The 19,848-nt window shown below is 59.3% G+C and carries 23 protein-coding genes; 14 read left to right on the forward strand and 9 right to left on the reverse strand.

Annotated elements, in window-relative coordinates; translation table 11 throughout:
* The first annotated feature begins 13 nt into the window (after positions 1 to 13).
* Positions 14 to 613: a L,D-transpeptidase gene (locus tag ACR0MO_RS18645; RefSeq protein WP_170455788.1), complete on the forward strand. Its 600-nt coding sequence runs from the start codon at positions 14 to 16 to the stop codon at positions 611 to 613.
* Between the two features lie 138 nt (positions 614 to 751).
* Positions 752 to 934 carry a hypothetical protein gene (locus tag ACR0MO_RS18650; protein WP_170455786.1) on the forward strand — a complete coding sequence of 61 codons (183 nt, stop codon included), beginning with the start codon at positions 752 to 754 and terminating at the stop codon, positions 932 to 934.
* A gap of 74 nt (positions 935 to 1,008) precedes the next feature.
* Here the strand turns inward: ACR0MO_RS18650 and hemH are convergent, their stop codons facing one another.
* Together hemH and ACR0MO_RS18660 are read right to left on the reverse strand one after the other, a co-directional pair.
* Complete coding sequence (hemH, locus tag ACR0MO_RS18655; RefSeq protein WP_480892706.1) at positions 1,009 to 2,058, reverse strand: ferrochelatase; 1,050 nt, start codon at positions 2,056 to 2,058, stop codon at positions 1,009 to 1,011.
* 56 nt (positions 2,059 to 2,114) lie between these two features.
* Entirely contained in the window at positions 2,115 to 2,945 is an 831-nt protein-coding gene (locus ACR0MO_RS18660) for a class I SAM-dependent methyltransferase (protein WP_480892708.1), read from the reverse strand.
* 40 nt (positions 2,946 to 2,985) lie between these two features.
* Between ACR0MO_RS18660 and ACR0MO_RS18665 the strand changes: the two genes are divergently transcribed.
* Genes ACR0MO_RS18665 through ACR0MO_RS18680 form a run of 4 tightly spaced genes read left to right on the forward strand, consistent with a single transcriptional unit; the run spans position 2,986 to position 5,264 of the window.
* Positions 2,986 to 3,684: a double zinc ribbon domain-containing protein gene (locus tag ACR0MO_RS18665; RefSeq protein ID WP_480627193.1), complete on the forward strand. Its 699-nt coding sequence runs from the start codon at positions 2,986 to 2,988 to the stop codon at positions 3,682 to 3,684.
* Positions 3,685 to 3,722: 38 nt separating this feature from the next.
* The gene (gene grxC / locus ACR0MO_RS18670; protein ID WP_170524318.1) at positions 3,723 to 3,980 is read left to right on the forward strand and encodes a glutaredoxin 3; all 258 of its coding nucleotides are present in this window, start codon (positions 3,723 to 3,725) and stop codon (positions 3,978 to 3,980) included.
* A complete protein-coding gene (locus ACR0MO_RS18675) occupies positions 3,980 to 4,810 on the forward strand; it encodes a carbon-nitrogen hydrolase family protein (RefSeq protein ID WP_480892712.1) in 831 nt (276 codons plus the stop codon). Before grxC ends, ACR0MO_RS18675 begins: the two co-directional genes overlap by 1 nt.
* A 13-nt stretch (positions 4,811 to 4,823) precedes the next feature.
* Complete coding sequence (locus ACR0MO_RS18680; RefSeq protein ID WP_037313149.1) at positions 4,824 to 5,264, forward strand: MarR family winged helix-turn-helix transcriptional regulator; 441 nt, start codon at positions 4,824 to 4,826, stop codon at positions 5,262 to 5,264.
* A gap of 184 nt (positions 5,265 to 5,448) precedes the next feature.
* On the opposite strand, the gene ACR0MO_RS18685 is transcribed toward ACR0MO_RS18680, so the two are convergent.
* Together ACR0MO_RS18685 and ubiG are read right to left on the reverse strand one after the other, a co-directional pair.
* Positions 5,449 to 6,033, reverse strand: a complete 585-nt coding sequence (locus tag ACR0MO_RS18685; RefSeq protein ID WP_480892715.1) for a hypothetical protein — start codon at positions 6,031 to 6,033, stop codon at positions 5,449 to 5,451.
* A 10-nt stretch (positions 6,034 to 6,043) separates the two neighbouring features.
* Positions 6,044 to 6,790, reverse strand: a complete 747-nt coding sequence (gene ubiG / locus ACR0MO_RS18690) for a bifunctional 2-polyprenyl-6-hydroxyphenol methylase/3-demethylubiquinol 3-O-methyltransferase UbiG (protein ID WP_480892718.1) — start codon at positions 6,788 to 6,790, stop codon at positions 6,044 to 6,046.
* Positions 6,791 to 6,838: 48 nt separating this feature from the next.
* Between ubiG and pip the strand changes: the two genes are divergently transcribed.
* The 8 genes from pip (at position 6,839) to infB (ending at position 15,322) form a co-directional block, all read left to right on the forward strand.
* Complete coding sequence (gene pip, locus ACR0MO_RS18695) at positions 6,839 to 7,816, forward strand: prolyl aminopeptidase (protein ID WP_170738096.1); 978 nt, start codon at positions 6,839 to 6,841, stop codon at positions 7,814 to 7,816.
* Positions 7,813 to 8,634, forward strand: a complete 822-nt coding sequence (locus ACR0MO_RS18700; protein WP_170624749.1) for an ABC transporter substrate-binding protein — start codon at positions 7,813 to 7,815, stop codon at positions 8,632 to 8,634. Before pip ends, ACR0MO_RS18700 begins: the two co-directional genes overlap by 4 nt.
* Before the next feature lie 94 nt (positions 8,635 to 8,728).
* Positions 8,729 to 9,643 (forward strand): hypothetical protein, encoded by a 915-nt coding sequence (locus tag ACR0MO_RS18705; protein ID WP_170455766.1) that lies wholly within the window; start codon positions 8,729 to 8,731, stop codon positions 9,641 to 9,643.
* A gap of 9 nt (positions 9,644 to 9,652) precedes the next feature.
* Positions 9,653 to 9,823 carry a hypothetical protein gene (locus ACR0MO_RS18710; protein ID WP_170455764.1) on the forward strand — a complete coding sequence of 57 codons (171 nt, stop codon included), beginning with the start codon at positions 9,653 to 9,655 and terminating at the stop codon, positions 9,821 to 9,823.
* A gap of 165 nt (positions 9,824 to 9,988) precedes the next feature.
* Complete coding sequence (rimP, locus tag ACR0MO_RS18715; RefSeq protein ID WP_170455762.1) at positions 9,989 to 10,579, forward strand: ribosome maturation factor RimP; 591 nt, start codon at positions 9,989 to 9,991, stop codon at positions 10,577 to 10,579.
* A complete protein-coding gene (gene nusA / locus ACR0MO_RS18720) occupies positions 10,579 to 12,192 on the forward strand; it encodes a transcription termination factor NusA (protein ID WP_480892722.1) in 1,614 nt (537 codons plus the stop codon). The genes rimP and nusA overlap by 1 nt, the downstream gene beginning before the upstream one ends.
* Before the next feature lie 23 nt (positions 12,193 to 12,215).
* Positions 12,216 to 12,839 carry an RNA-binding protein gene (locus tag ACR0MO_RS18725; protein ID WP_480892725.1) on the forward strand — a complete coding sequence of 208 codons (624 nt, stop codon included), beginning with the start codon at positions 12,216 to 12,218 and terminating at the stop codon, positions 12,837 to 12,839.
* Positions 12,840 to 12,847: 8 nt separating this feature from the next.
* On the forward strand, positions 12,848 to 15,322 hold the full coding sequence (gene infB / locus ACR0MO_RS18730; RefSeq protein ID WP_480892728.1) for a translation initiation factor IF-2: 2,475 nt from the start codon (positions 12,848 to 12,850) through the stop codon (positions 15,320 to 15,322).
* A 70-nt stretch (positions 15,323 to 15,392) separates the two neighbouring features.
* Here the strand turns inward: infB and ACR0MO_RS18735 are convergent, their stop codons facing one another.
* From ACR0MO_RS18735 to tdh, 5 genes are all read right to left on the reverse strand, one after another.
* Complete coding sequence (locus tag ACR0MO_RS18735) at positions 15,393 to 15,797, reverse strand: GNAT family N-acetyltransferase (RefSeq protein WP_480586006.1); 405 nt, start codon at positions 15,795 to 15,797, stop codon at positions 15,393 to 15,395.
* A gap of 253 nt (positions 15,798 to 16,050) precedes the next feature.
* Positions 16,051 to 16,827, reverse strand: coding sequence for a polysaccharide lyase family protein (locus ACR0MO_RS18740; RefSeq protein WP_170524342.1), 777 nt, complete (start codon positions 16,825 to 16,827; stop codon positions 16,051 to 16,053).
* Between the two features lie 216 nt (positions 16,828 to 17,043).
* Positions 17,044 to 17,871, reverse strand: a complete 828-nt coding sequence (locus ACR0MO_RS18745; RefSeq protein WP_170455749.1) for an alpha/beta hydrolase — start codon at positions 17,869 to 17,871, stop codon at positions 17,044 to 17,046.
* A gap of 3 nt (positions 17,872 to 17,874) precedes the next feature.
* Positions 17,875 to 18,753 (reverse strand): tryptophan 2,3-dioxygenase, encoded by an 879-nt coding sequence (locus ACR0MO_RS18750; RefSeq protein ID WP_170455747.1) that lies wholly within the window; start codon positions 18,751 to 18,753, stop codon positions 17,875 to 17,877.
* Between the two features lie 63 nt (positions 18,754 to 18,816).
* Positions 18,817 to 19,845 carry an L-threonine 3-dehydrogenase gene (gene tdh, locus ACR0MO_RS18755; protein WP_480586118.1) on the reverse strand — a complete coding sequence of 343 codons (1,029 nt, stop codon included), beginning with the start codon at positions 19,843 to 19,845 and terminating at the stop codon, positions 18,817 to 18,819.
* Between the last annotated feature and the right edge of the window lie 3 nt (positions 19,846 to 19,848).

The raw sequence follows: 19,848 nt of genomic DNA on the forward strand, positions 1-19,848 counted from the left end.
AGGACCGTTTGTCATGGTCAAAAAACGTATTCCCTCGTCGACCCGCCGAGGATTTCTTGTCGGTGCGACCGCCACGCTGGCCAGCCCGGCGCTGGCGCAATACATTCCGGGCGACCCGCTGCGCCCCGCGCCCGAACCCGAAGCCCCTGTCCGCCGAAATGTTTCAGGCTTTCGGGCGCAGGACTGGCAGCCTTATTTCTCGAACACGCGGAATGGCGCCATTCTGGTCGATACGGTTTCACGAGCGCTGCATTATTGGTCAGATGATCAATCTGTATACAAACTCTACCCGTCATCGGTGCCTCTGACCGAAGAAATGACGCGCCGTGGACGGACCAGCGTCATTCGCAAGGTCGAAGGCCCAAGCTGGGCGCCGACCCCATCGATGAAAAAGCGCAACCCCGAATGGCCGGATTACATTCCACCCGGACCGGATAACCCATTGGGAACACACGCTTTGTACCTTGGGTGGAAGTATTACCGCATCCACGGCACCCATGACACGCGCAAAATCGGTCGCAAATCGTCCAATGGCTGCATCGGATTGTTCAACGAAGACATCGCCGAGCTGTTTTCAATGGCGAAGGTCGGCACGCAAGTGTTGCTAATTTGACGACATTTTCGCGCACGAAGCCGCTTAACGCTCAAGTTGCAATTGCATTCCAACCGCATTGCTGATTAGAAAAAACCACGAGGTAAGTCTTAGGTGTGCGGTTCCTGGACAGGAATCGCGCAAATTCTGGAGGTTAATATGAAAAAACTCGTTCTCGCCGCTGCACTGACCGCTGCTGCTTCGACCGCATATGCTGGCAACCTGGAAGAGCCGGTTGTTGAAGCACCTGTTGTTGTTGAAGAAACTCAGGGTTCTTCGCAGGGCATCCTGCTGCCGCTGATCCTGCTGGTCGTTGTTGCCGCAGCTGTCGCAGCCGGCTAAGCCGACGAGCGTTATCCAGAGAAAAGGCGGTGGATTTTCCACCGCCTTTTTTCATGTCTGGCTGTCAGGGTCGGTTAGTCTAGCCACCCGCTCAGATTATCCTCGATGATCTTGCCCAGCGCGGCGATATGCGAATCATCGTCGTTGAGGCAGGGGATATAGGTGAACTGTTCACCGCCCGCGTCCTCGAAACTCTCTTTGATCTCTTCGTTGATCTCTTCCAGCGTCTCGATGCAATCGGCCGAGAAGGCGGGCGCGATGACAGCGATGTTCTTTTTGCCCTGCCGCGCCAGATCGGCGACGTGATCCACGGTGTAGGGCTTCAGCCATTCTTCGGGGCCAAAGCGCGACTGGAAGGTCGACACGATCTGGTCGTCTGACCAGCCAAGCCGCTCTTTCAGCAGTCGGGACGTTTTCACACACTGGCAGTGATAGGGATCCCCCTGCTGCAAATACCGCTCGGGCATACCGTGGTACGAGCAGACCAGAATATCGGGTTTGGTCTCCATCGCCGCATAGGCGCGTTCGACGGACTGGGCCAGTGCCTCGATATAGGTCGGTTCGTCGTAATATGCGGGCACCGTGCGGCTGGCCGGTTGCCAGGGTTCCTCCATCAGGGCGCGGAAGAACTGGTCATTCGCCGTGGCGGTCGTGGCCCCGGCATAGTGCGGATAAAGCGGGAAGAACAGGATGCGGTCGCAACCTTCGGCAACCATCTGCCGGACTTTGGATTTGGTCGAAGGGTTGCCATATCGCATACAGAAATCGACCAGAACCTGATCGCCAAAGCGAGCCTGCATGCTGTCGCGCAGCTTGGCGGTTTGGTCCTTGGTGATCGTCATCAGAGGGCTTTCGCCTTTGTCGTGATTCCAGATCGACTTATAGGCCTCGCCCGAACTGAAAGGACGTTTGGTCAGGATGATCGCCTGAAGAATCGGCTGCCATTTCCACGCCGGATAGTCGATCACGCGGCGGTCCGACAGAAACTCGTTCAGATAGCGCCGCATCGGCCAGTAGGTGTAGTGATCCGGCGTGCCCAGATTGGCCAGCAGGATGCCCACGCGCCCCATCTTTACCTTGGGGTGATCGGCAGGTGCGTGCGCGGGTCGGGTTGCGTCAAACATTTGGGTCTTCCTGAGTTTACCGGTTCTGGCCTGAGATAAAGGGAAATGCCGGGTCGTCAATCGGGCAGTTTGCCCTCGTCAGTGCCCAAGGCGTCTGCAAGGCGCATCTTGGCGGACCCCGGGCGCAGGGGTTGGGGTTGGCTGGCATCCGGCGACCAGCCGGTCAGGCAAATCAGATCGAAAGTTGCGGGCAGGCGACCCTCGGGCGTGGCAAAGTGATCGGCATAGATCTGTTGCGCGCGGACAAAGACCTGCCGACGCGTGGGGGATTTCAGCCGGTCGGTCAGAACATTGGTCTCGCCCATGGCGCGCAGGTCTTGCATCAAATGGGTCAGATCGCGATATTCCGCCGTCAGCGGAACCGCATCCGCCACAGGCAAAGCAAGCCCGGCCCGTTGCAGTAAAGCGCCCAGATCCCGCAGTTCTGCCATCGGGGCGATGCGGGGGCTGAGGCCGCCGGTCACCTCAATCTCTGCCTGTCCGAGGGCGGCGCGCAGCTGGTGCAGCGTTTCGCCGCCCAGACAGACGGCCAATAGCAGTCCATCGGGGCGCAGGGCACGGTGGCATTGGATCAACTGCCCCACCGGATCATTGGCCCAGTGCAACGCCATGGCGTGGATGACCAGATCATGCGCGCCGGGGGTCAGGGTAAGCGTTTCCTCGTCTGCCACGATGCGCGCGTCGGGCAGTAAGCCCTGCCAGATCCTAGAGAAAGGGGTCACAATTGCAGGGGCCGTAAAGCTTCTGTTAACCATGCTCAGCCGATGCTGCACTTCGTCCACAGCGGCGTGGTGCAGGAACAAGGCGTCCTCCTGCATCCGCGCGCGGCGGCGCATCAGAGTCTGGCGGTCAAACAGCGAGGGCGCATTGGAAGCTGGCAATTTCATACCCCGCACGTATCGCATTTGGCCGCGAGTTCAAACCGCGTTGCACCTGATCTACCCACCCAGATGCCTTAGCTGCGGGGATCTGACCGAATCCGACTTTGGCCTGTGTGGCACCTGCTGGCGCGAGACGCCCTTTATCGGCGGAACCGTTTGCGACAGTTGCGGCATGCCCGTGCCGGGGGATGGTGACGGGCACCGGATCGAGTGTGATGACTGCCTGAAAACCCCGCGCCCTTGGCAGGATGGACGGGCAGCGCTGCTGTATAAAGGCCGGGCGCGGGCATTGGTGCTGGCGCTGAAGCATGGGGATCGGTCCGAACTGGCCCGGCCTGCTGCGCGCTGGATGGCGCAGGCGGGGCGGGAATTGTTCAAACCGGACATGCTGATCGCGCCGGTTCCCTTGCATTGGTCCCGACTGATCAAGCGGCGGTATAACCAGTCCGCCTTGCTGGCGCAGCATCTGGCGCGCGAGACGGGGCTTGAGGCCTGCCCGGACCTGCTGCTGCGAACTGCGCGCACGCCGGTGTTGGACGGTAAAACCGCCGCCCAAAGGGCCGAGACGCTGGACGACGTGATCGCCCCACATCCAAAGCGGCAGATGAAAGGCCGCGACATCCTGCTGGTCGATGATGTGATGACATCGGGGGCGACCTTGGCGGCCTGTACGCGGGCCTGTCGCGACGCGGGGGCAAATCATATTTTCGTGTTGGTTCTGGCACGCGTTGCCAAGGATGCCTAATTCGCTCAAGATCGTGCGAAACCCGAAGGGACGGAATTATGAAACCAGTTGAGATTTACACCTCTCCGCTATGCGGCTTCTGCCACGCGGCCAAACGCCTGCTGAAACAGAAAGGTGTCGAGTTCAAGGAAATCGACGTGCTGCTGCACCCCAAGCGCAAGCCCGAAATGATCAAGCGCGCGGGCGGCAAGCGCACCGTGCCGCAAATCTTCATTGGCACCGACCATGTGGGCGGCTGTGACGACCTGTACGAGCTGGACCGTCAGGGCAAGCTGGACCGTCTGCTAGCGGCCTGATGAAAACCGCGCTGCTGCAAATCACCTCGTCGGACGACCCGGCTGCGAACCTGGTGATGGTTCGCGCCATGATGGCCGAGGCCGCAGCGCAGGGCGCGCAGTTCATCCTGACCCCCGAGGTCACCAATTGCGTGTCCAACAGCACCACGCGGCAGCGCGAGGTGTTGCAGCATGAGGAAGACGACATCACGCTGGCCGGTCTGCGGGCGCAGGCCGCCGCGCTGGGCGTCTGGCTGCTGATCGGGTCGCTGGGGATCAAGACCCACGACCCGGATGGCCGCTTTGCCAACCGCAGTTTCATGATCGACCCTCAGGGGCAGATCGTGGCGCGATATGACAAGATCCATATGTTCGACGTGCAGGTCACGGAAACCGAGACCTTTCGCGAATCGAAAAACTACCGCCCCGGAGAACAGGCGGTCATTGCCGAGACCGATTTCGGCAAGGTTGGCCTGACCATCTGCTATGACATCCGCTTTCCTTACCTGCACGCCGCGTTGGCGCAGGCCGGGGCGCATATCCTGACCGTCCCGGCGGCGTTTTCACCCGTCACCGGCGCAGCGCATTGGGAATCGCTGCTGCGCGCGCGGGCGATCGAAACCGGATGTTGGGTCCTTGCCCCCGCCCAGACCGGCGCGCATCCAAAAACCCGAGGCAAAACCCGCTACACCCACGGCCACAGCATGGTTGTCGCCCCGTGGGGAGAGGTGCTGATCGACGCAGGCACCGATCCGGGCATTCACTTTTTCGATTTGGATGATAGTTCTGTGACAGAGGCGCGCCGCCGCGTGCCCTCATTGACTCACGTGCGGCCCTTCGTGGGGCCCTGACCCAGATCGGACCATGACGGACGAACATAATGCCCTTGCGGTCACGCTGTTCAGTGAAATTCTGACGGCAGACCAACTGTTGCGCAACCGGCTGAGCCGGGTGCTGCCCAAGGGCATGGAAATCTCGCATTTCTCGGTGCTGAACCATCTGGTGTTCGTCGGGGATGAGCGCAGCCCGGCGCAGCTGGCCAACACGTTCCACGTGACCCGAGGGGCGATGACCAACACTTTGGCCAAGCTGGAATGGGCCGGATACATCCACATCCGCCCCGACTGGGACGACGCCCGCCGCAAAATGGTCGCCATCAGCCCCGCAGGTCGCCGCGCGCGCGATCAGGCGATTTCCTCGATTGCCCCGTTAATCAACCGCGTGGTCGGAGAACTGGGGCTGGAGCGCGTCCGCAGCACCCTACCCGTGCTGCGTGATTTGCGGTTGCAGTTGGAGGGGGAGTAGGCGCGAAATCCGTTGCCCTCTGTGAGACCGAAGACTGGTGCGGTCGGGCGCAGGCAAATGTGATGCTTACATATTTTCCGGACTTCTTGGGACCCAAAGAGTTGCTGTGCAACTTCTACCCTTGGGTTTGGAATCGATCTAATTTTTCGGAGTCTGATCTGCTTTTAGGCACCGGTTTGTATATTCACCTTACTCCTAAGATCAACGCATCTAGAAGCCGCCGCAAATCATTGGCCTCCATTTTTGGGTTGCCTTGCAAGCCAACTCCAGCCGCCGCCGCTGCGAATAGAAGACAGGATTCTATTCCATCCACGCCCTCGAATTCACCGCCATGGATAAGCCATACCAAATACTCACCTTTTACATCTTCATTAGTAGAACTTATTTTTCCAACGTTGCATCCATCGTTAGAAAGTTCGTGTGAAGCAAATGGTTCTGTCGTCTCCTCCGTCAGTTCTAATTCGACTGGTTTCACAAACTTGCCATCCGAAACTATCTCGGGGTCAATAAAGACAAAAAAATACAACGCCCTTACCAGATCATAGTCGTTCGAGTTCGAACCCAAGTACCGATCTGCTATTTCCTGAGTCGCCTCAGAGACTTTGGGATCGCTAATGTAGCCAAAAAGCGGAACGCCTTCATGTTCGTACACGAACACGCCCGCATTCTCTTCTGCTGTGGCTAGCGTGTTATTTAACAAGGTAGCAGCGGAAATTGCCGCACCAAAAAATATCGCGCGCCACGGCGCGTAACTTAAAGATCGAATCAAAAAACCTACCTCACCCCGGTTTCACACTCGCCGTCACATAATTCACGCTCAGATCCCGGTCCGAGATCGACCAGTTCCACAGGATCGGGTTGAAGACGAACCCCTTGCGGTCCACCGGCTCCATCCCGGCCTGACGCAGCAGGTCGAACAGCTCATCGGGGGTGATGAACTTGTTCCACTCATGCGTGCCGCGCGGCAGCCAGCGCATGACGACTTCGGCACCGAAAATGGCCATGGCATAGGCTTTCGGGTTGCGGTTGATGGTCGAGCAGATCAGTAAGCCACCCGGTTTCAAAAGTTGTTGCGATGCGGTCAGGAAACCCAACGGATCGGCCACGTGTTCGACCACCTCCATATTCAGCACCACGTCGAATTGTTCGCCTGCCGCCGCCATATCCTCAGCGGTGGTGTGGCGGTAGTCGATGTCCAGCCCCGATTGCTCGGCATGGATACGGGCAACGGGCAGGTTGCCCTCGGCGGCATCGGCCCCCACGACCTCGGCGCCCAGACGGGCCATCGGCTCGCTCAGCAGCCCGCCGCCGCAACCGATATCCAGCAGGCGCAGGCCCTGAAACGGGTGCGGAGACTTCAAATCTCTGTAAAATTCCCCGGCGATTTGTTGGGTGATATAGTCCAGCCGGCAGGGGTTCAGCATATGCAACGGCTTGAATTTTCCGTTCGGATCCCACCATTCCGCCGCCATCGCCTCGAATTTTGCGATCTCGGATGGGTCGACCGTGTTCGGATGCGCTTGCATTCCTGTCTCCGTGTGCTCTTTTACGCTTAAGGACTATATAGGGCCGTAATGGATAAGTACCCGGACCAAAAGCGCGCAGTGCAATATCTTTACCCGCCGATCGACCCGTTCGATCAGCGGTTGGTCAGCGTGGGCGACGGGCATCAGATTTATATGGAGCAAAGCGGCAATCCCGACGGGCTGCCGGTGGTGGTGCTGCACGGCGGGCCGGGCGGTGGCTGTAGCCCGGCGATGCGGCGCTATTTCGATCCGCGTGTGTACCGGGTGATTCTGTTCGATCAGCGGGGATGCGGGAAGTCGCGGCCCCATGCCTCGGTCGAGAACAACACGACCTGGCATCTGGTGGCGGATATTGAACGGCTGCGGTCATTGCTGGATATCGATGAATGGACGGTGTTTGGCGGCAGCTGGGGGGCCACGTTGGCCTTGGTCTATGCGCAGACGCATCCGGATCGGGTGAGCCGTCTTGTTCTGCGCGGGGTGTTTCTGGCCACGCAGGCCGAGCTGGATTGGTTCTATGGCGGCGGCGCGGGCAAGTTCTGGCCCGAGCCATGGGCCAAGTTCACCTCATTGCTGGCCGAAGATGAGCTGTCGGACGCGATCCGGGCCTATAACAAGCGCCTGTTCTCGGGCGACCGCGCGACCGAGATTCTGTATGCGCGGGCGTGGTCGGCGTGGGAGAACGCGCTGGCATCCATTCATTCCAACGGATCAACCGGGGAAAGCCCCGGTGAATATGCGCGCGCGTTTGCGCGGCTTGAGAATCACTATTTCATCAACCACGCCTTTCTGAAGAAGGACGGGCAGATTCTGGATCAGATGGACCGGATCGCCCATATTCCGGGCCATATCGTGCAGGGCCGCTATGACATGATCTGCCCGCCTGAATCGGCCTGGAAACTGTCGCAGCGCTGGCCCAATGCCGAGCTGAAGATGGTGCGCCATGCGGGCCATGCCTTGTCCGAGCCCGGAATCAGCGCCGAGCTGGTGCGCATCATGGATCGCGTGGCGGAGGGTGTAGCATGACCCGGATGGACCGCCGCGCTCTGTTCGCCTCGGGTGCCGCTGCCGCGTTGTTGGCGGCGACGGGGGCGTCGCTGGCGGATACGCCGAAAGCGGGCGGGACATTGCGACTGGCAGTGCCGCGGGATGACAGTCTGGAACAGGTTGCACGCGGTGCCGTGTTCGATACCCTGACCGAGATCGCGCCGGACGGGACCCTGCGCGCCGAACTGGCAACCGGTTGGCAGACGGATGCAAAGGCGCAGGTCTGGACCTTTGATCTGCGTGAGGGCGTAACTTTTCATGACGGAACCGCACTGGATATTGCGGATATAATGCCGGTGCTGGCCGAGTTCGGGCAAACCGAAGCTTTGACGCCAACCGTTGTGCGTCTGGAACTTGCCGCCCCTAATGCCGGATTGCCGTTCTTGCTGGCCGACAACCGGTTCGTGATCACCCGCAATGGCGCAGGAGTGACGCCCCTGAAACAGGCCAACGGCACAGGTTGCTACCGGGTTGACCGGGCCGAGGATGACAGGAACTTCCTTGGGCGCAAAGTAGCGGATCACTACAAGTCGGGCTCGGCCGGTTGGGCTGACAAGGTCGAGGTCATCGTGATCCCGGATCCTGCCGTGCGCGCCGAAGCTTTGCGCGATGGCTATGTCGATATCGCAGCCATCCCCGCGCGCGATCACCTGCGCGAAAAGCGGGGCCTGCGGTTCTTCCCCAGTGAAACCGACATGTCGCTGGCCGTTGCGGCCCATGTCGGAATGCCGCGCCAGATCGGGCAACGGACGGGAATGGATGACGGGCGAATCGCCGAAAGGTGGTGGATGGCCTAGCCCGGCTACACCTCTTGCATTTTGAATTTGTGCTTAACTGTGCTATAACCTGCACATATTTTATTTTGTTATTTGTTAAGTTGGGAGTTTTCCCATGACCAAAGAGAGTCAGAAAACGATTACCATAATAGCGTTGGCATTGATCCTGGCGGGGGTCGTTGCCTATGCGATTGTGAACGGAAACAACGTCAATGTCCTGATCAGCAAAGACGGGAAGATGGAGTTCACAGCAAATCGCGGTCAGTCCTTGATCGAGCTTTTGCATGAAGGTCTGGATCAGGTTGAACCTGCCGAGGGCGATACCGACGAAGAATTGAACCGAAAAGCATCGGAAAAGATGAAGCTGGCGGGCGCGCTCAGAACGCGGGGGTACTATAATATCCATGACCGGTCCCTTGGTGACGCAATCCGCGACCTGAACAAGGAAGACCCTTTATCAGAAGAGCTTCGCAGCGTGCTGTATAACCTCGAAGGTCCGTTTGCCTTGCCGGGAACGCTGCGCGGGGCTGATTCCCGGATGTGGCTGGCGATCTCGGATTTGTATGACGGGCTGACGGCTGAACCCAGCAATGACAGCCAGTTGTTTGCGACGCTCTATACCAACTTTATCCAGCAAGAGACGATTTTCAGCCCGTTCAAACATGTGGTGGCGGCCACGGCCGAGATGCGCGGCGAGGATGAGACCGGCGTTCCCCAGGTCTATTCCTGCCCGGACAGTTTCCTGACGCCGGGCACAATTGTTCTGGTCCGACCGCTGGGCAATACATCCAACATCATGGAACAATTCACCGTCAGAAAAGACCCGCTCCGCCATCCTTGCACGGCAACGTCGCCGTTCGAGGTTCTGTCCGGCTCGAAATTGAAGCTTGGCTTCAACAAGGCGGCCTTTGATCAGCTGTTTCCGCCGCCCTTGGCGCAGCCCGAACAGTTTCTGGGTGGTGGCAATCTGTCGGTGGTGATCTATCCCCGCAATACACAGCCGACACGGTTTGTCGGGGTAACGCAGTAGGAGATGGGAATGAACAGTTTCTTGCGTGTACTTGCGGTTTTCGCCGCCCTTCAGGCGATGGCCGTGACCAATGCGGTCGGCCAGACAACTCAGTGCATCTTTGATGGCGTTGTGCATGAAGAAGGGGATCGCGTTGGACCCTATACCTGTACCAATGGCAACTGGATTCTTTCAGACTAGGCATGGGCGGTGGATAAGAGGGTGCACCGGGGTTGCATTCTCTTATCTTGGCAGCTATATCGCACTCAACAGCGGCGTGTCGGGCTAGGGTCCGGGGCTCCACCGGAAAAGATCGACGGGCCGCGCGCCCGTTTTTTTGTGCCCGATTGAAGGGTAGAGAACCTGATGACAAACGACCTGATAGCCAAAGCTGCCATCGACCGGCGACTGGCCGAGATCATCACCCCCGTGATCGAGGATCTGGGGTACGAACTCGTCCGTATCCGCCTGATGAGCGGCAAGACCACCACGATGCAGATCATGGCCGACAAGCCTGAGGGTGGTATCGAAGTGGACGATTGCGCCGAGATTTCGAACGCCGTCAGCGCCACGCTGGATGTCGAGGACCCGATTCTGGACGCCTATACGCTTGAGGTGTCCAGCCCCGGCATCGACCGCCCTCTGACCCGCCTCAAGGATTTCGAGACGTTCGAGGGGTACGAGGCCAAGATCGAAACCGCCGAACTGATCGACGGCCGCCGCCGGTTCAAGGGCGAATTGGCTGGGATCGAAGGGGATGAGGTTCTGATCAACATCCCCGAGGGCGATGAGACCATCACCATCGGTCTGCAATTCGACTGGCTGAGCGATGCCAAGCTGGTCCTGACCGATGACCTGATCAAGGAAATGCTGCGCCAGCGCAAGGACGCCGGTGCCCTGAACGAAAACGCTTTCGACGAGATTGAGACCGAAGGGTCCGAAGAGGAGACGAACTGATGGCAATCACCTCAGCCAACCAGCTGGAGCTGCTGCAGACCGCCGAGGCCGTGGCCCGCGAAAAGATGATCGACCCCGGTCTGGTTGTCGAAGCGATGGAGGAATCGCTCGCCCGTGCCGCCAAGAGCCGTTACGGCGCCGAGATGGACATCCGTGTCAGCATCGACCGCAAGACCGGCAAGGCAACCTTTACCCGCGTCCGCACCGTGGTCGAGGATGAAGAGCTTGAGAACTATCAGGCCGAGATGACCGTCGAGCAGGCGCGCCAGTATATGGAAGCGCCCGAAGTTGGTGACGTTTTCGTCGAAGAAGTTCCGCCGGTTGAAATGGGCCGTATCGCTGCCCAGTCCGCCAAGCAGGTGATTCTGCAGAAGGTCCGCGAAGCGGAACGCGACCGTCAGTACGAAGAATTCAAGGATCGTGCAGGCACCATCATCAACGGTGCGGTCAAGCGCGAGGAATTCGGCAATGTCATCGTCGATCTGGGCGGGGCCGAGGCCGTTCTGCGCCGCAATGACAAGATCGGCCGCGAAAGCTATCGCCCGAATGACCGCGTGCGCGCCTACATCAAAGAGGTGCGCCGCGAAGTGCGTGGCCACCAGATCTTCCTGTCGCGCACCGCGCCGGAATTCATGGCCGAACTGTTCAAGATGGAAGTGCCCGAAATCTATGACGGTATCATCGAGGTCAAGGCCGTGGCCCGTGACCCCGGTTCGCGCGCCAAGATTGCCGTGATTTCCTATGATGGGTCCATCGATCCCGTCGGTGCCTGCGTTGGTATGCGCGGCAGCCGTGTGCAGGCCGTTGTGAACGAGCTGCAGGGCGAAAAGATCGACATCATCCCGTGGAACGAGGATCAGCCGACCTTCCTGGTGAACGCGCTGCAGCCTGCCGAGGTCTCCAAGGTGGTTCTGGATGAAGAAGCCGGCAAGATCGAAGTTGTTGTCCCCGAGGAACAGCTGTCCCTCGCCATTGGTCGCCGTGGTCAGAACGTGCGTCTGGCCAGCCAGCTGACCAATCTGGACATCGACATCATGACCGAAGCCGAGGAATCGGCGCGTCGTCAGAAAGAGTTCGAAGCCCGCACCCAGCTGTTCATGGAAAGCCTGGATCTGGACGAATTCTTCGCGCAACTGCTGGTCTCGGAAGGGTTCACCAACCTTGAAGAGGTCGCCTATGTCGAGATCGACGAGCTGTTGGTGATCGACGGTGTCGATGAAGGCACCGCGCAGGAACTGCAAGCCCGCGCGCGTGACTTTCTTGAGGCGCAGGCCAAGGCCGCTCTGGACGCCGCGCGTGCGCTGGGTGCCGAGGACAGCCTTATTGAATTCGAAGGCCTGACACCCCAGATGGTAGAGGCGCTGGCCAGGGACGACGTGAAGACTCTGGAAGACTTTGCAACTTGCGCTGACTGGGAACTGGCCGGTGGCTGGACGACCGTCGATGGTGAGCGTGTCAAGGATGATGGCGTGCTGGAGCCTTTCGGTGTGACACTGGAAGAGGCTCAGGATCTGGTCATGACAGCGCGCATCATGCTGGGCTGGGTTGATCCGGCTGAACTGGAACAGGCCGAAGAAGATGGCGACGTTGCAGAAGAGGAGGCCGAGGCCTGATCTCAGGGCCTCGGGTGGCTGACATGGGTCGCGGTGGCGTCCATAAGGATCGGTCCGAAGGGCCTGAGCGCAAGTGCATTGCCACGGGCGAGGTGCAGCCAAAATTCGGGCTGATCCGCTTTGTCACTAGCCCGGACGGTCAGGTCTATCCGGATGTCGCGGCGAAACTGCCGGGGCGCGGGGTCTATGTGGCGGCGGATCGTGCCGCTTTGGACAAGGCCGTTGGCAAGAAACTGTTTTCCCGCGGGTTCAAGGCGCAGGTCACTGTGCCCGCCGACCTGACCGCCGAGGTGGAAAAGCAGGTTGCGCGCCGGGTGATCGAGCTGTTGAGTCTGGCCCGCAAATCCGGTGATGCGGTTGCGGGCTATGAAAAGGTCAAGACGTGGCTGGACCGGGAAGAGGCCCAGGTGCTGATTCAGGCCTCTGATGGATCGGGGCGCGGCAAGTCGAAACTCAGCACGCCGCACTTTGGAAAATACATCGGTTGGCTGACTGCTGATGAATTAGGGCAGGCATTTGGGCGCCAAACCGTGATTCATGCGGCCTTGGCCTCTGGCGGACTCGCCAAACGTGTTGTAGAGGAAGCGCAGCGCCTGCGTGGCTTGCGCGAAACGGATGACGGCGGCAGGGGCCGCACGGAAGGGTAAGAAGCTTTATGAGCGATAATGACGGCAAAAAGACATTGGGTCTTCGTGGCGGGGCACGCCCCGGAAATGTGAAACAGAGTTTCAGCCACGGACGCACCAAGAATGTCGTGGTGGAAACCAAACGCAAACGCGTGGTGGTCCCCAAGCCGGGTGCCAGCAAGCCGAGTGGCGGTGCAACGCCTTCGGGTGATCCGTCGCGTCGTCCGGCAGGAATCTCGGATGCCGAAATGGCGCGCCGGATGAAGGCATTGCAAGCCGCAAAGGCGCGTGAGGTCGAAGAGGCTGCCGCCCGCGAGGCTGCTGAAAAGGCGCGGGAAGAAGAACGCGCCCGCCGCCGTGCCGAGCAAGAGGCCAAGGAGCGCGAACAGCGCGAGGCCGAAGAACGCGCCCGCGCCAAGGCCGAGGAAGAAGACCGCAAGCGCAAAGAGGCCGAAGAGGCCGCCAAACGAGCGGCGGCTGCCCCGGCGCCGGAAGAACCCAAAGCGGCCCGGGCTCCGGCAAGCAAACCGGCCCCCGCAGCGACCCCGCGCAAGCAGGATCGCGAGCGTGAACAGCGCGGTCGCGGCAAGGGCCGTGACGACAACCGCCGTTCGGGCAAGCTGACTCTGGGTCAGGCCACGGGTGGCGAAGGCAACCGCCAGCGTTCGATGGCGGCGATGAAGCGCAAGCAGGAGCGTGCGCGTCAGAAAGCCATGGGTGGCACGGTCGAGCGCGAAAAGGTAATCCGCGACGTGCAGCTGCCCGAGGCGATCATGGTCTCGGAACTGGCCAACCGTATGGCTGAACGTGTGGCTGACGTTGTCAAATCGCTGATGCAGATGGGCATGATGGTCACGCAGAACCAGACCATCGACGCCGACACCGCAGAACTGATCATCGAAGAGTTTGGCCACAAGGTCACCCGCGTCTCGGATTCGGACGTTGAAGACGTCATCAAAGAGGTCGAAGACAGCGACGAAGATCTGAGACCGCGTCCGCCGGTCATCACTATCATGGGTCACGTCGACCACGGCAAAACCTCGCTGCTGGATGCGATCCGCGATGCGCGGGTTGTGGCAGGCGAAGCCGGGGGCATCACCCAGCATATCGGCGCTTATCAGGTGAAAACCGATGGCGGCACCACGCTGACCTTCCTGGATACGCCGGGCCACGCGGCCTTTACCTCGATGCGCTCGCGCGGGGCTCAGGTGACGGATATCGTGGTTCTGGTTGTTGCTGCGGACGACGCTGTGATGCCGCAGACCATCGAGGCGATCAACCACGCCAAAGCGGCCGAAGTGCCGATGATCGTGGCGATCAACAAGGTCGACAAGCCGGATGCGAACCCGGACAAGGTGCGCACTGATCTGCTGCAGCACGAAGTCATCGTCGAGAAAATGTCGGGTGAAGTGCAGGACGTCGAAGTCTCTGCCATCACCGGCCAGGGTCTTGATGAACTTCTGGAAGCCATCGCGCTGCAGGCCGAGATTCTGGAACTGAAAGCCAACCCCGACCGCGCCGCCCAGGGTGCCGTGATCGAGGCGCAGCTGGATGTGGGCCGCGGCCCCGTCGCCACCGTTCTGGTTCAGAACGGCACGCTGCGTCAGGGCGATATCTTCGTTGTGGGTGAGCAGTACGGTAAGGTCCGTGCGCTGATCAACGACAAGGGCGACCGCGTCAAAGAAGCTGGCCCCTCGGTTCCGGTCGAGGTTCTGGGTCTGAACGGTACACCCGAAGCGGGCGACGTTCTGAACGTGACCGAGACCGAAGCGCAGGCCCGTGAAATCGCCGCCTATCGTGAGCAAGCCGCCAAGGACAAACGCGCTGCTGCTGGTGCCGCGACCACCCTTGAGCAGCTGATGCAGAAGGCCAAGGAAGACGAAAACGTCACCGAACTGCCGATTCTGATGAAAGCGGACGTGCAGGGTTCTGCCGAGGCCATCGTTCAGGCGATGGAAAAGATCGGCAACGACGAAGTGCGCGTGCGCGTTCTGCACTCGGGCGTTGGTGCGATCACCGAAACGGATGTCGGCCTTGCCGAAGCCTCGGGCGCTCCGATCTTTGGCTTCAACGTGCGTGCCAATGCTTCGGCCCGGAACACCGCAAACCAGAAGGGTGTCGAGATCCGTTACTACTCGGTGATCTATGACCTCGTGGACGACGTCAAAGCCGCCGCATCGGGCCTGCTGAGCGCCGAGATCCGCGAGAAGTTCATCGGTTACGCCGAGATCCGCGAAGTCTTCAAGGTCACAGGCGTCGGCAAAGTTGCCGGCTGTCTGGTCACCGAAGGCGTTGCCCGCCGCTCCGCAGGCGTCCGCCTGCTGCGCGACAACGTGGTGATCCACGAAGGCACGCTGAAGACGCTCAAGCGCTTCAAGGACGAAGTGGCCGAGGTTCAGTCGGGTCAGGAATGCGGTATGGCGTTCGAGAACTACGACGACATCCGCGCAGGCGACGTGATCGAGATCTTCGAACGCGAAGAGGTCACCCGCACGCTGGATTGATCCGGTCCTGCCTTAAAACCAAAAACAGCGGCCCTTTTGGGCCGCTTTTTTTGTGGATCGCTGAGAGCTTTTAGCGTTGATCGTGCGTCAGGTGCTTGGTCATTGAGACGGTGTTGGTGCTTCGGGACACCTCAACCCATCCCAGATGCTCGTACAGCCCAACGTTTTCGGGCATATCGACATGGGTGTTCAAACGCATCTCATCAAACCCCTGCCGTCTGGCCTCGGCTTCCGCAAGTTCGATCAGCTTCCGTCCCAATCCCTGCCCACCATGGTCGGGATGGACCGCCAGATTTGCCAGCTTGATGAAGCTGTCACTGGCAACAAGAACGATGCCGGCGATGATCTCATCGCCTTGCTCGGCGACCCAAACCTGATTATCCGCAATGTCCTCGGCGCAGCCCTCGGAAACTTTGGGTAAATCGGAGATCCTGTCGGCGTATTTGGCATAGGCCGCGTCAATGCAGGCTGCCAATCCACTGGCATCCTTCGCTTGTGCAGGCCGTATGGTGGGGGGGTGAGGTTTCAATTCGTTGCGTTGGAGTTGTTTCAGTTGTCTGATGTCATAGCCTGAAAAGCGGGGATTTTGAAGCTGACCGTAGTTGTATCAAAAGATGTTGGAATGGGCTTTCCGCAGAGGATCCGCATTCGCCAATAAGAAACACACGCCAGCTTTGCGAACAAAGCTGCCGATCACACTTTAAATGTCCCAACGCCTTCGAACTGTCTCACTTCTTGGGGCGACCATAGTACAGATTACGTACCTTCATTGTCAGACCATCCTTTGGCCAGGGTCGAAAAGGCGACTTTTTTCCGCTCTGCTTATAGGCAGTCCCGTAACCATTCAGCTTTGGACCCACTTGCCACTGTATCGGAGGACGCAAGTCCATTTTGTCTAAATGGCATTGTTGTTTCGCTTTGGTTCCACAGGCGGGAGGAATTGCATTCTGACCGTTCAGTGCAAAGATGCGTTTCCCTTCACAAAACACTTCCATGAAGCCGTCATTATTTTTTGACCATTTGACACGCATTTTAAATGACACCCATCGTCCGAAGCGGGACGGTGGAAAACACGTTCTGTCTTCGAATTTAGCGCCACCCGAGGAGTCAAGATGCAAGACGTAGATGTGGTTTTTTATCGTGTTAATCCGCTGCCATTCCATCAGCGTAAGTTTGCTTCTGGGAACGTTGCCTTTGCTATATCGAAACCCCGGCTCTATCCAAAAATCTAAACTGTATTCCACCGTTTGGCCGAGTTTTGCATACTTTTTTGCGTTAATTTGCGATCGGATGTTTCCATTTTTGCAATCGCTTTCTCCTCGACCATCGCCGTAGTTCTTTGAGCTACATTGACCTGGCAAAAGCGTGAAAATAACTTCGTTACCATTCAGTTTTGGGCTGCTTCCTTGAAACGTTGCTTCCTTAAATCCCTTTGGCGTGTCAGCTGACACTGGAACCGTGAAATACAGAGGTAGTAACACCAACATGGTCAGCAATTTTTGCATTTGATACCCCCCTTCAACTCACTAAACTCGATCAATGTAGCGACGAGAACAAATGCAGGCAACGGACTACCGCCTGTCACTCGTTCTTGAAACTACAGAGCGAGCCCTTTGTGTTCGAACCGGGAATACCCAGTTTCACAAGTCATGTGGGGTTCAAAGTGGTTGCTTTGGTCTGTGGCGCAAGGACCAAATCCGTCTGCCGTCCAACACCTGTGACTATCGAGACACGGGCAAAAACGTCCCCGGATGCATGATGATATCGAAATGCTGCATCCCCTTCTTCAAATCAAAGCCAACCGAATGCCCGGCCTTGCGCAGTAACTCGGCGTAATCGCGGCTTTGGCGGATGAACTCGGGTGTATCCCGCTCGGCCACGGTCACGTGGTAGCGTGGGCCAGGGCGGGGCAGGTGGCGGATCGGGGACAGGTCGTTGACCTCGACCGGTGTCAGTTGCAGCGGGTCGTTTACCGGGGTCAGGCTGATCGGCTCCAGATCGTAGACCCCGCTGATCAGGATCACATCGCGTACCCGCAGCCCGGCGCGGGCCAGATCGTTGGCGGAACCCGCCATGACCATGCTGACCAGCTGGGCCCCGGCGCTGTGCCCTGACAAGGTGATCCGCGAGGGGTCAAACCCAAGTGTTTCGGCCTGTGCGGCCAGCCACAGCAACGCGTCGCGGCATTCTTCAACCATCTCGCCGATCCGAGCATCCGGGGCGAGCGTGTAATTCAACGTCGCAAAGGAGTGTTCGGCCTCGACCAGTGCCGGGGCCATTATCGCCGACTCGCGCTGGCTGAGTGCCTGCCAATAGCCGCCGTGAATGAACACATGCAGCGGTGCCCCGGCACCCTTTGCTGGAAAGAAATCCAGAACCTGCGTGGGGCTGTCGCCATAGGCGAGGTTTTCCCGCACCTCCATCTGCGCCCGATACTGCGCGCTCAGCGCCGCGTAGCTGTCCAGATAGGGCGTCAGGTCGCCGCCGATCATCGACCGGGGGGAATATTCCTGATCCAACTCGGTCTGAGTGAAACCCCGATACAGCATCTCTTACTCCTGATCCTTGTACATCAATTCGGTGCGCACATCGTAGAGATCATGGAAAAAGCGCAAATCCAAGGCCTTGCGCAGGAAAGAGACACCGCTGGACCCTCCGGTGCCGGGCTGGTTGCCGATCACCCGCTCGACCGCTGTGACGTGATCGAAGCGCCAGCGCTGGAACAGGGATTCCACATCCATCAGCTTTTCGGCCAACGCATACAGGTCCCAATACCGGTCCGTGTCGCGGAACACCTGCACCCAGATTTTCACCACACGGCTGTCGCCCGAATAGGGATGCGCAAAGTCGCGGTCCAGCAAGTCTTGCGGCACGTCGAACCCCTGACGGGCCAGCATGAACAGAACCTCATCGTACAGCGACGGCTTGGACAGGGCGGCATTCAGCACCTGCATGACCTTTTCGTCATGGGCGTGAACCTTCAGGGTCGAGGCATCCTTGTTGCCCAGAATGAACTCGATCTGGCGATAGCCATAGCTTTGAAAGCCTGACGAACTGCCAAGCGCCTGCCGAAAGGTCATGTAATCGGCCGGGGTCATGGTCAGCAGCGTCTCCCACGCGGCGATCAGTTGCCGTTGGATCGCCTTGACACGGTCGAGGTTCTTCATCGCCGGGCCAAACGCGTCCTGTTGCAGAAAGCCGCGCACCTCGACCAGTTGGTGATGCATCAGTTTCAGCCACAACTCGCTGACCTGATGGATGATGATGAACAGCATCTCATCCGGCTGCGCAGGGTCCTGAAAGGTCTTTTGCAGGTTCAGCAGGGTCTTGAGCTGCAGGAAATCACCGTAACTCTTGCGGTGGGTCTGCGCGAAATCGGTGACCAGAGTCTCTTCGATCCCGCGTTCCAGATACCTGTCCTTGTCGCTCATATGCGTCTCCCAACACCTGCGTTTCCCTATGTTTAGGGTCTGAATTGGCATGAGGCCAGAGCGTCAGGTCCAGTCCAGCACCACCTTGCCCGATTGGCCGGATTTCATTGCGGCAAAGCCTTCGGCAAAATCATCGACCTTCATCTGGTGCGTGATGACGCGGCTGACATCCAGACCGTTCTGCAACATGGCGATCATCTTGTACCAGGTCTCGAACATCTCGCGCCCGTAGACGCCCTTGATGGTGATGGCCTTGAACACGATCCGGGACCAGTCCACGGGGGATTTGCCGGGCGGGATGCCCAGCAGGGCGATCTTGCCGCCCATCACCAGCGCCTCGACCATCTGGTCCAGCGCGGCTTGCGAGCCGGACATTTCAAGACCCACGTCAAACCCCTGCGCCATGCCAAGCTCCGTGATGACGTCCTCCAGATCCTCCTTGGAAACATCGACGGGGCGCACGGTTGGCACCACATGCTCGGCCAGTTTCAGGCGGTCGGGGTTGATGTCAGTAATTACCACGTGCCGCGCGCCCGCATGGCGGGCAACGGCGGCGGCCATGATGCCGATGGGGCCTGCGCCAGTAATCAGCACATCCTCGCCCAGCAGATCGAAGCTGAGCGCGGTGTGTACGGCGTTGCCGAGCGGGTCGAGGATCGCCCCGATCTCGTCCGGTACATCGTCGGGCAGGGGGACCACGTTGAAGGCGGGCAGTTTCAGGTACTGCGCAAAGGCCCCCTGTTCGTTCACCCCAATGCCCCGCGTGCCGGGGTCGAGGTGGAACTTGCCCGCGCGGCTTTGGCGGCTGTCGGTGGTGATCAGGTGCCCTTCGCCCGAGCAGCGCTGACCGATCTCAAGCCCGGTCACGTTGCCGCCCATCTCGACGATCTCACCGGCAAATTCGTGGCCGGTGATCATCGGGATCGGCACCGTGGCGGCGGCCCAGTCGTCCCAGTTCCAGATATGGATATCGGTGCCGCAGATGCCGGTCTTGTTGACGCGGATCAGAACCTCGTCGGGGCCAATCTCAGGCACCGGGGCCTGCACCATCCACAACCCTTCCCCGGGTTTGGACTTTTCCAGTGCTTTCATTGT

The organism is Ruegeria sp. K5 (assembly GCF_056531805.1).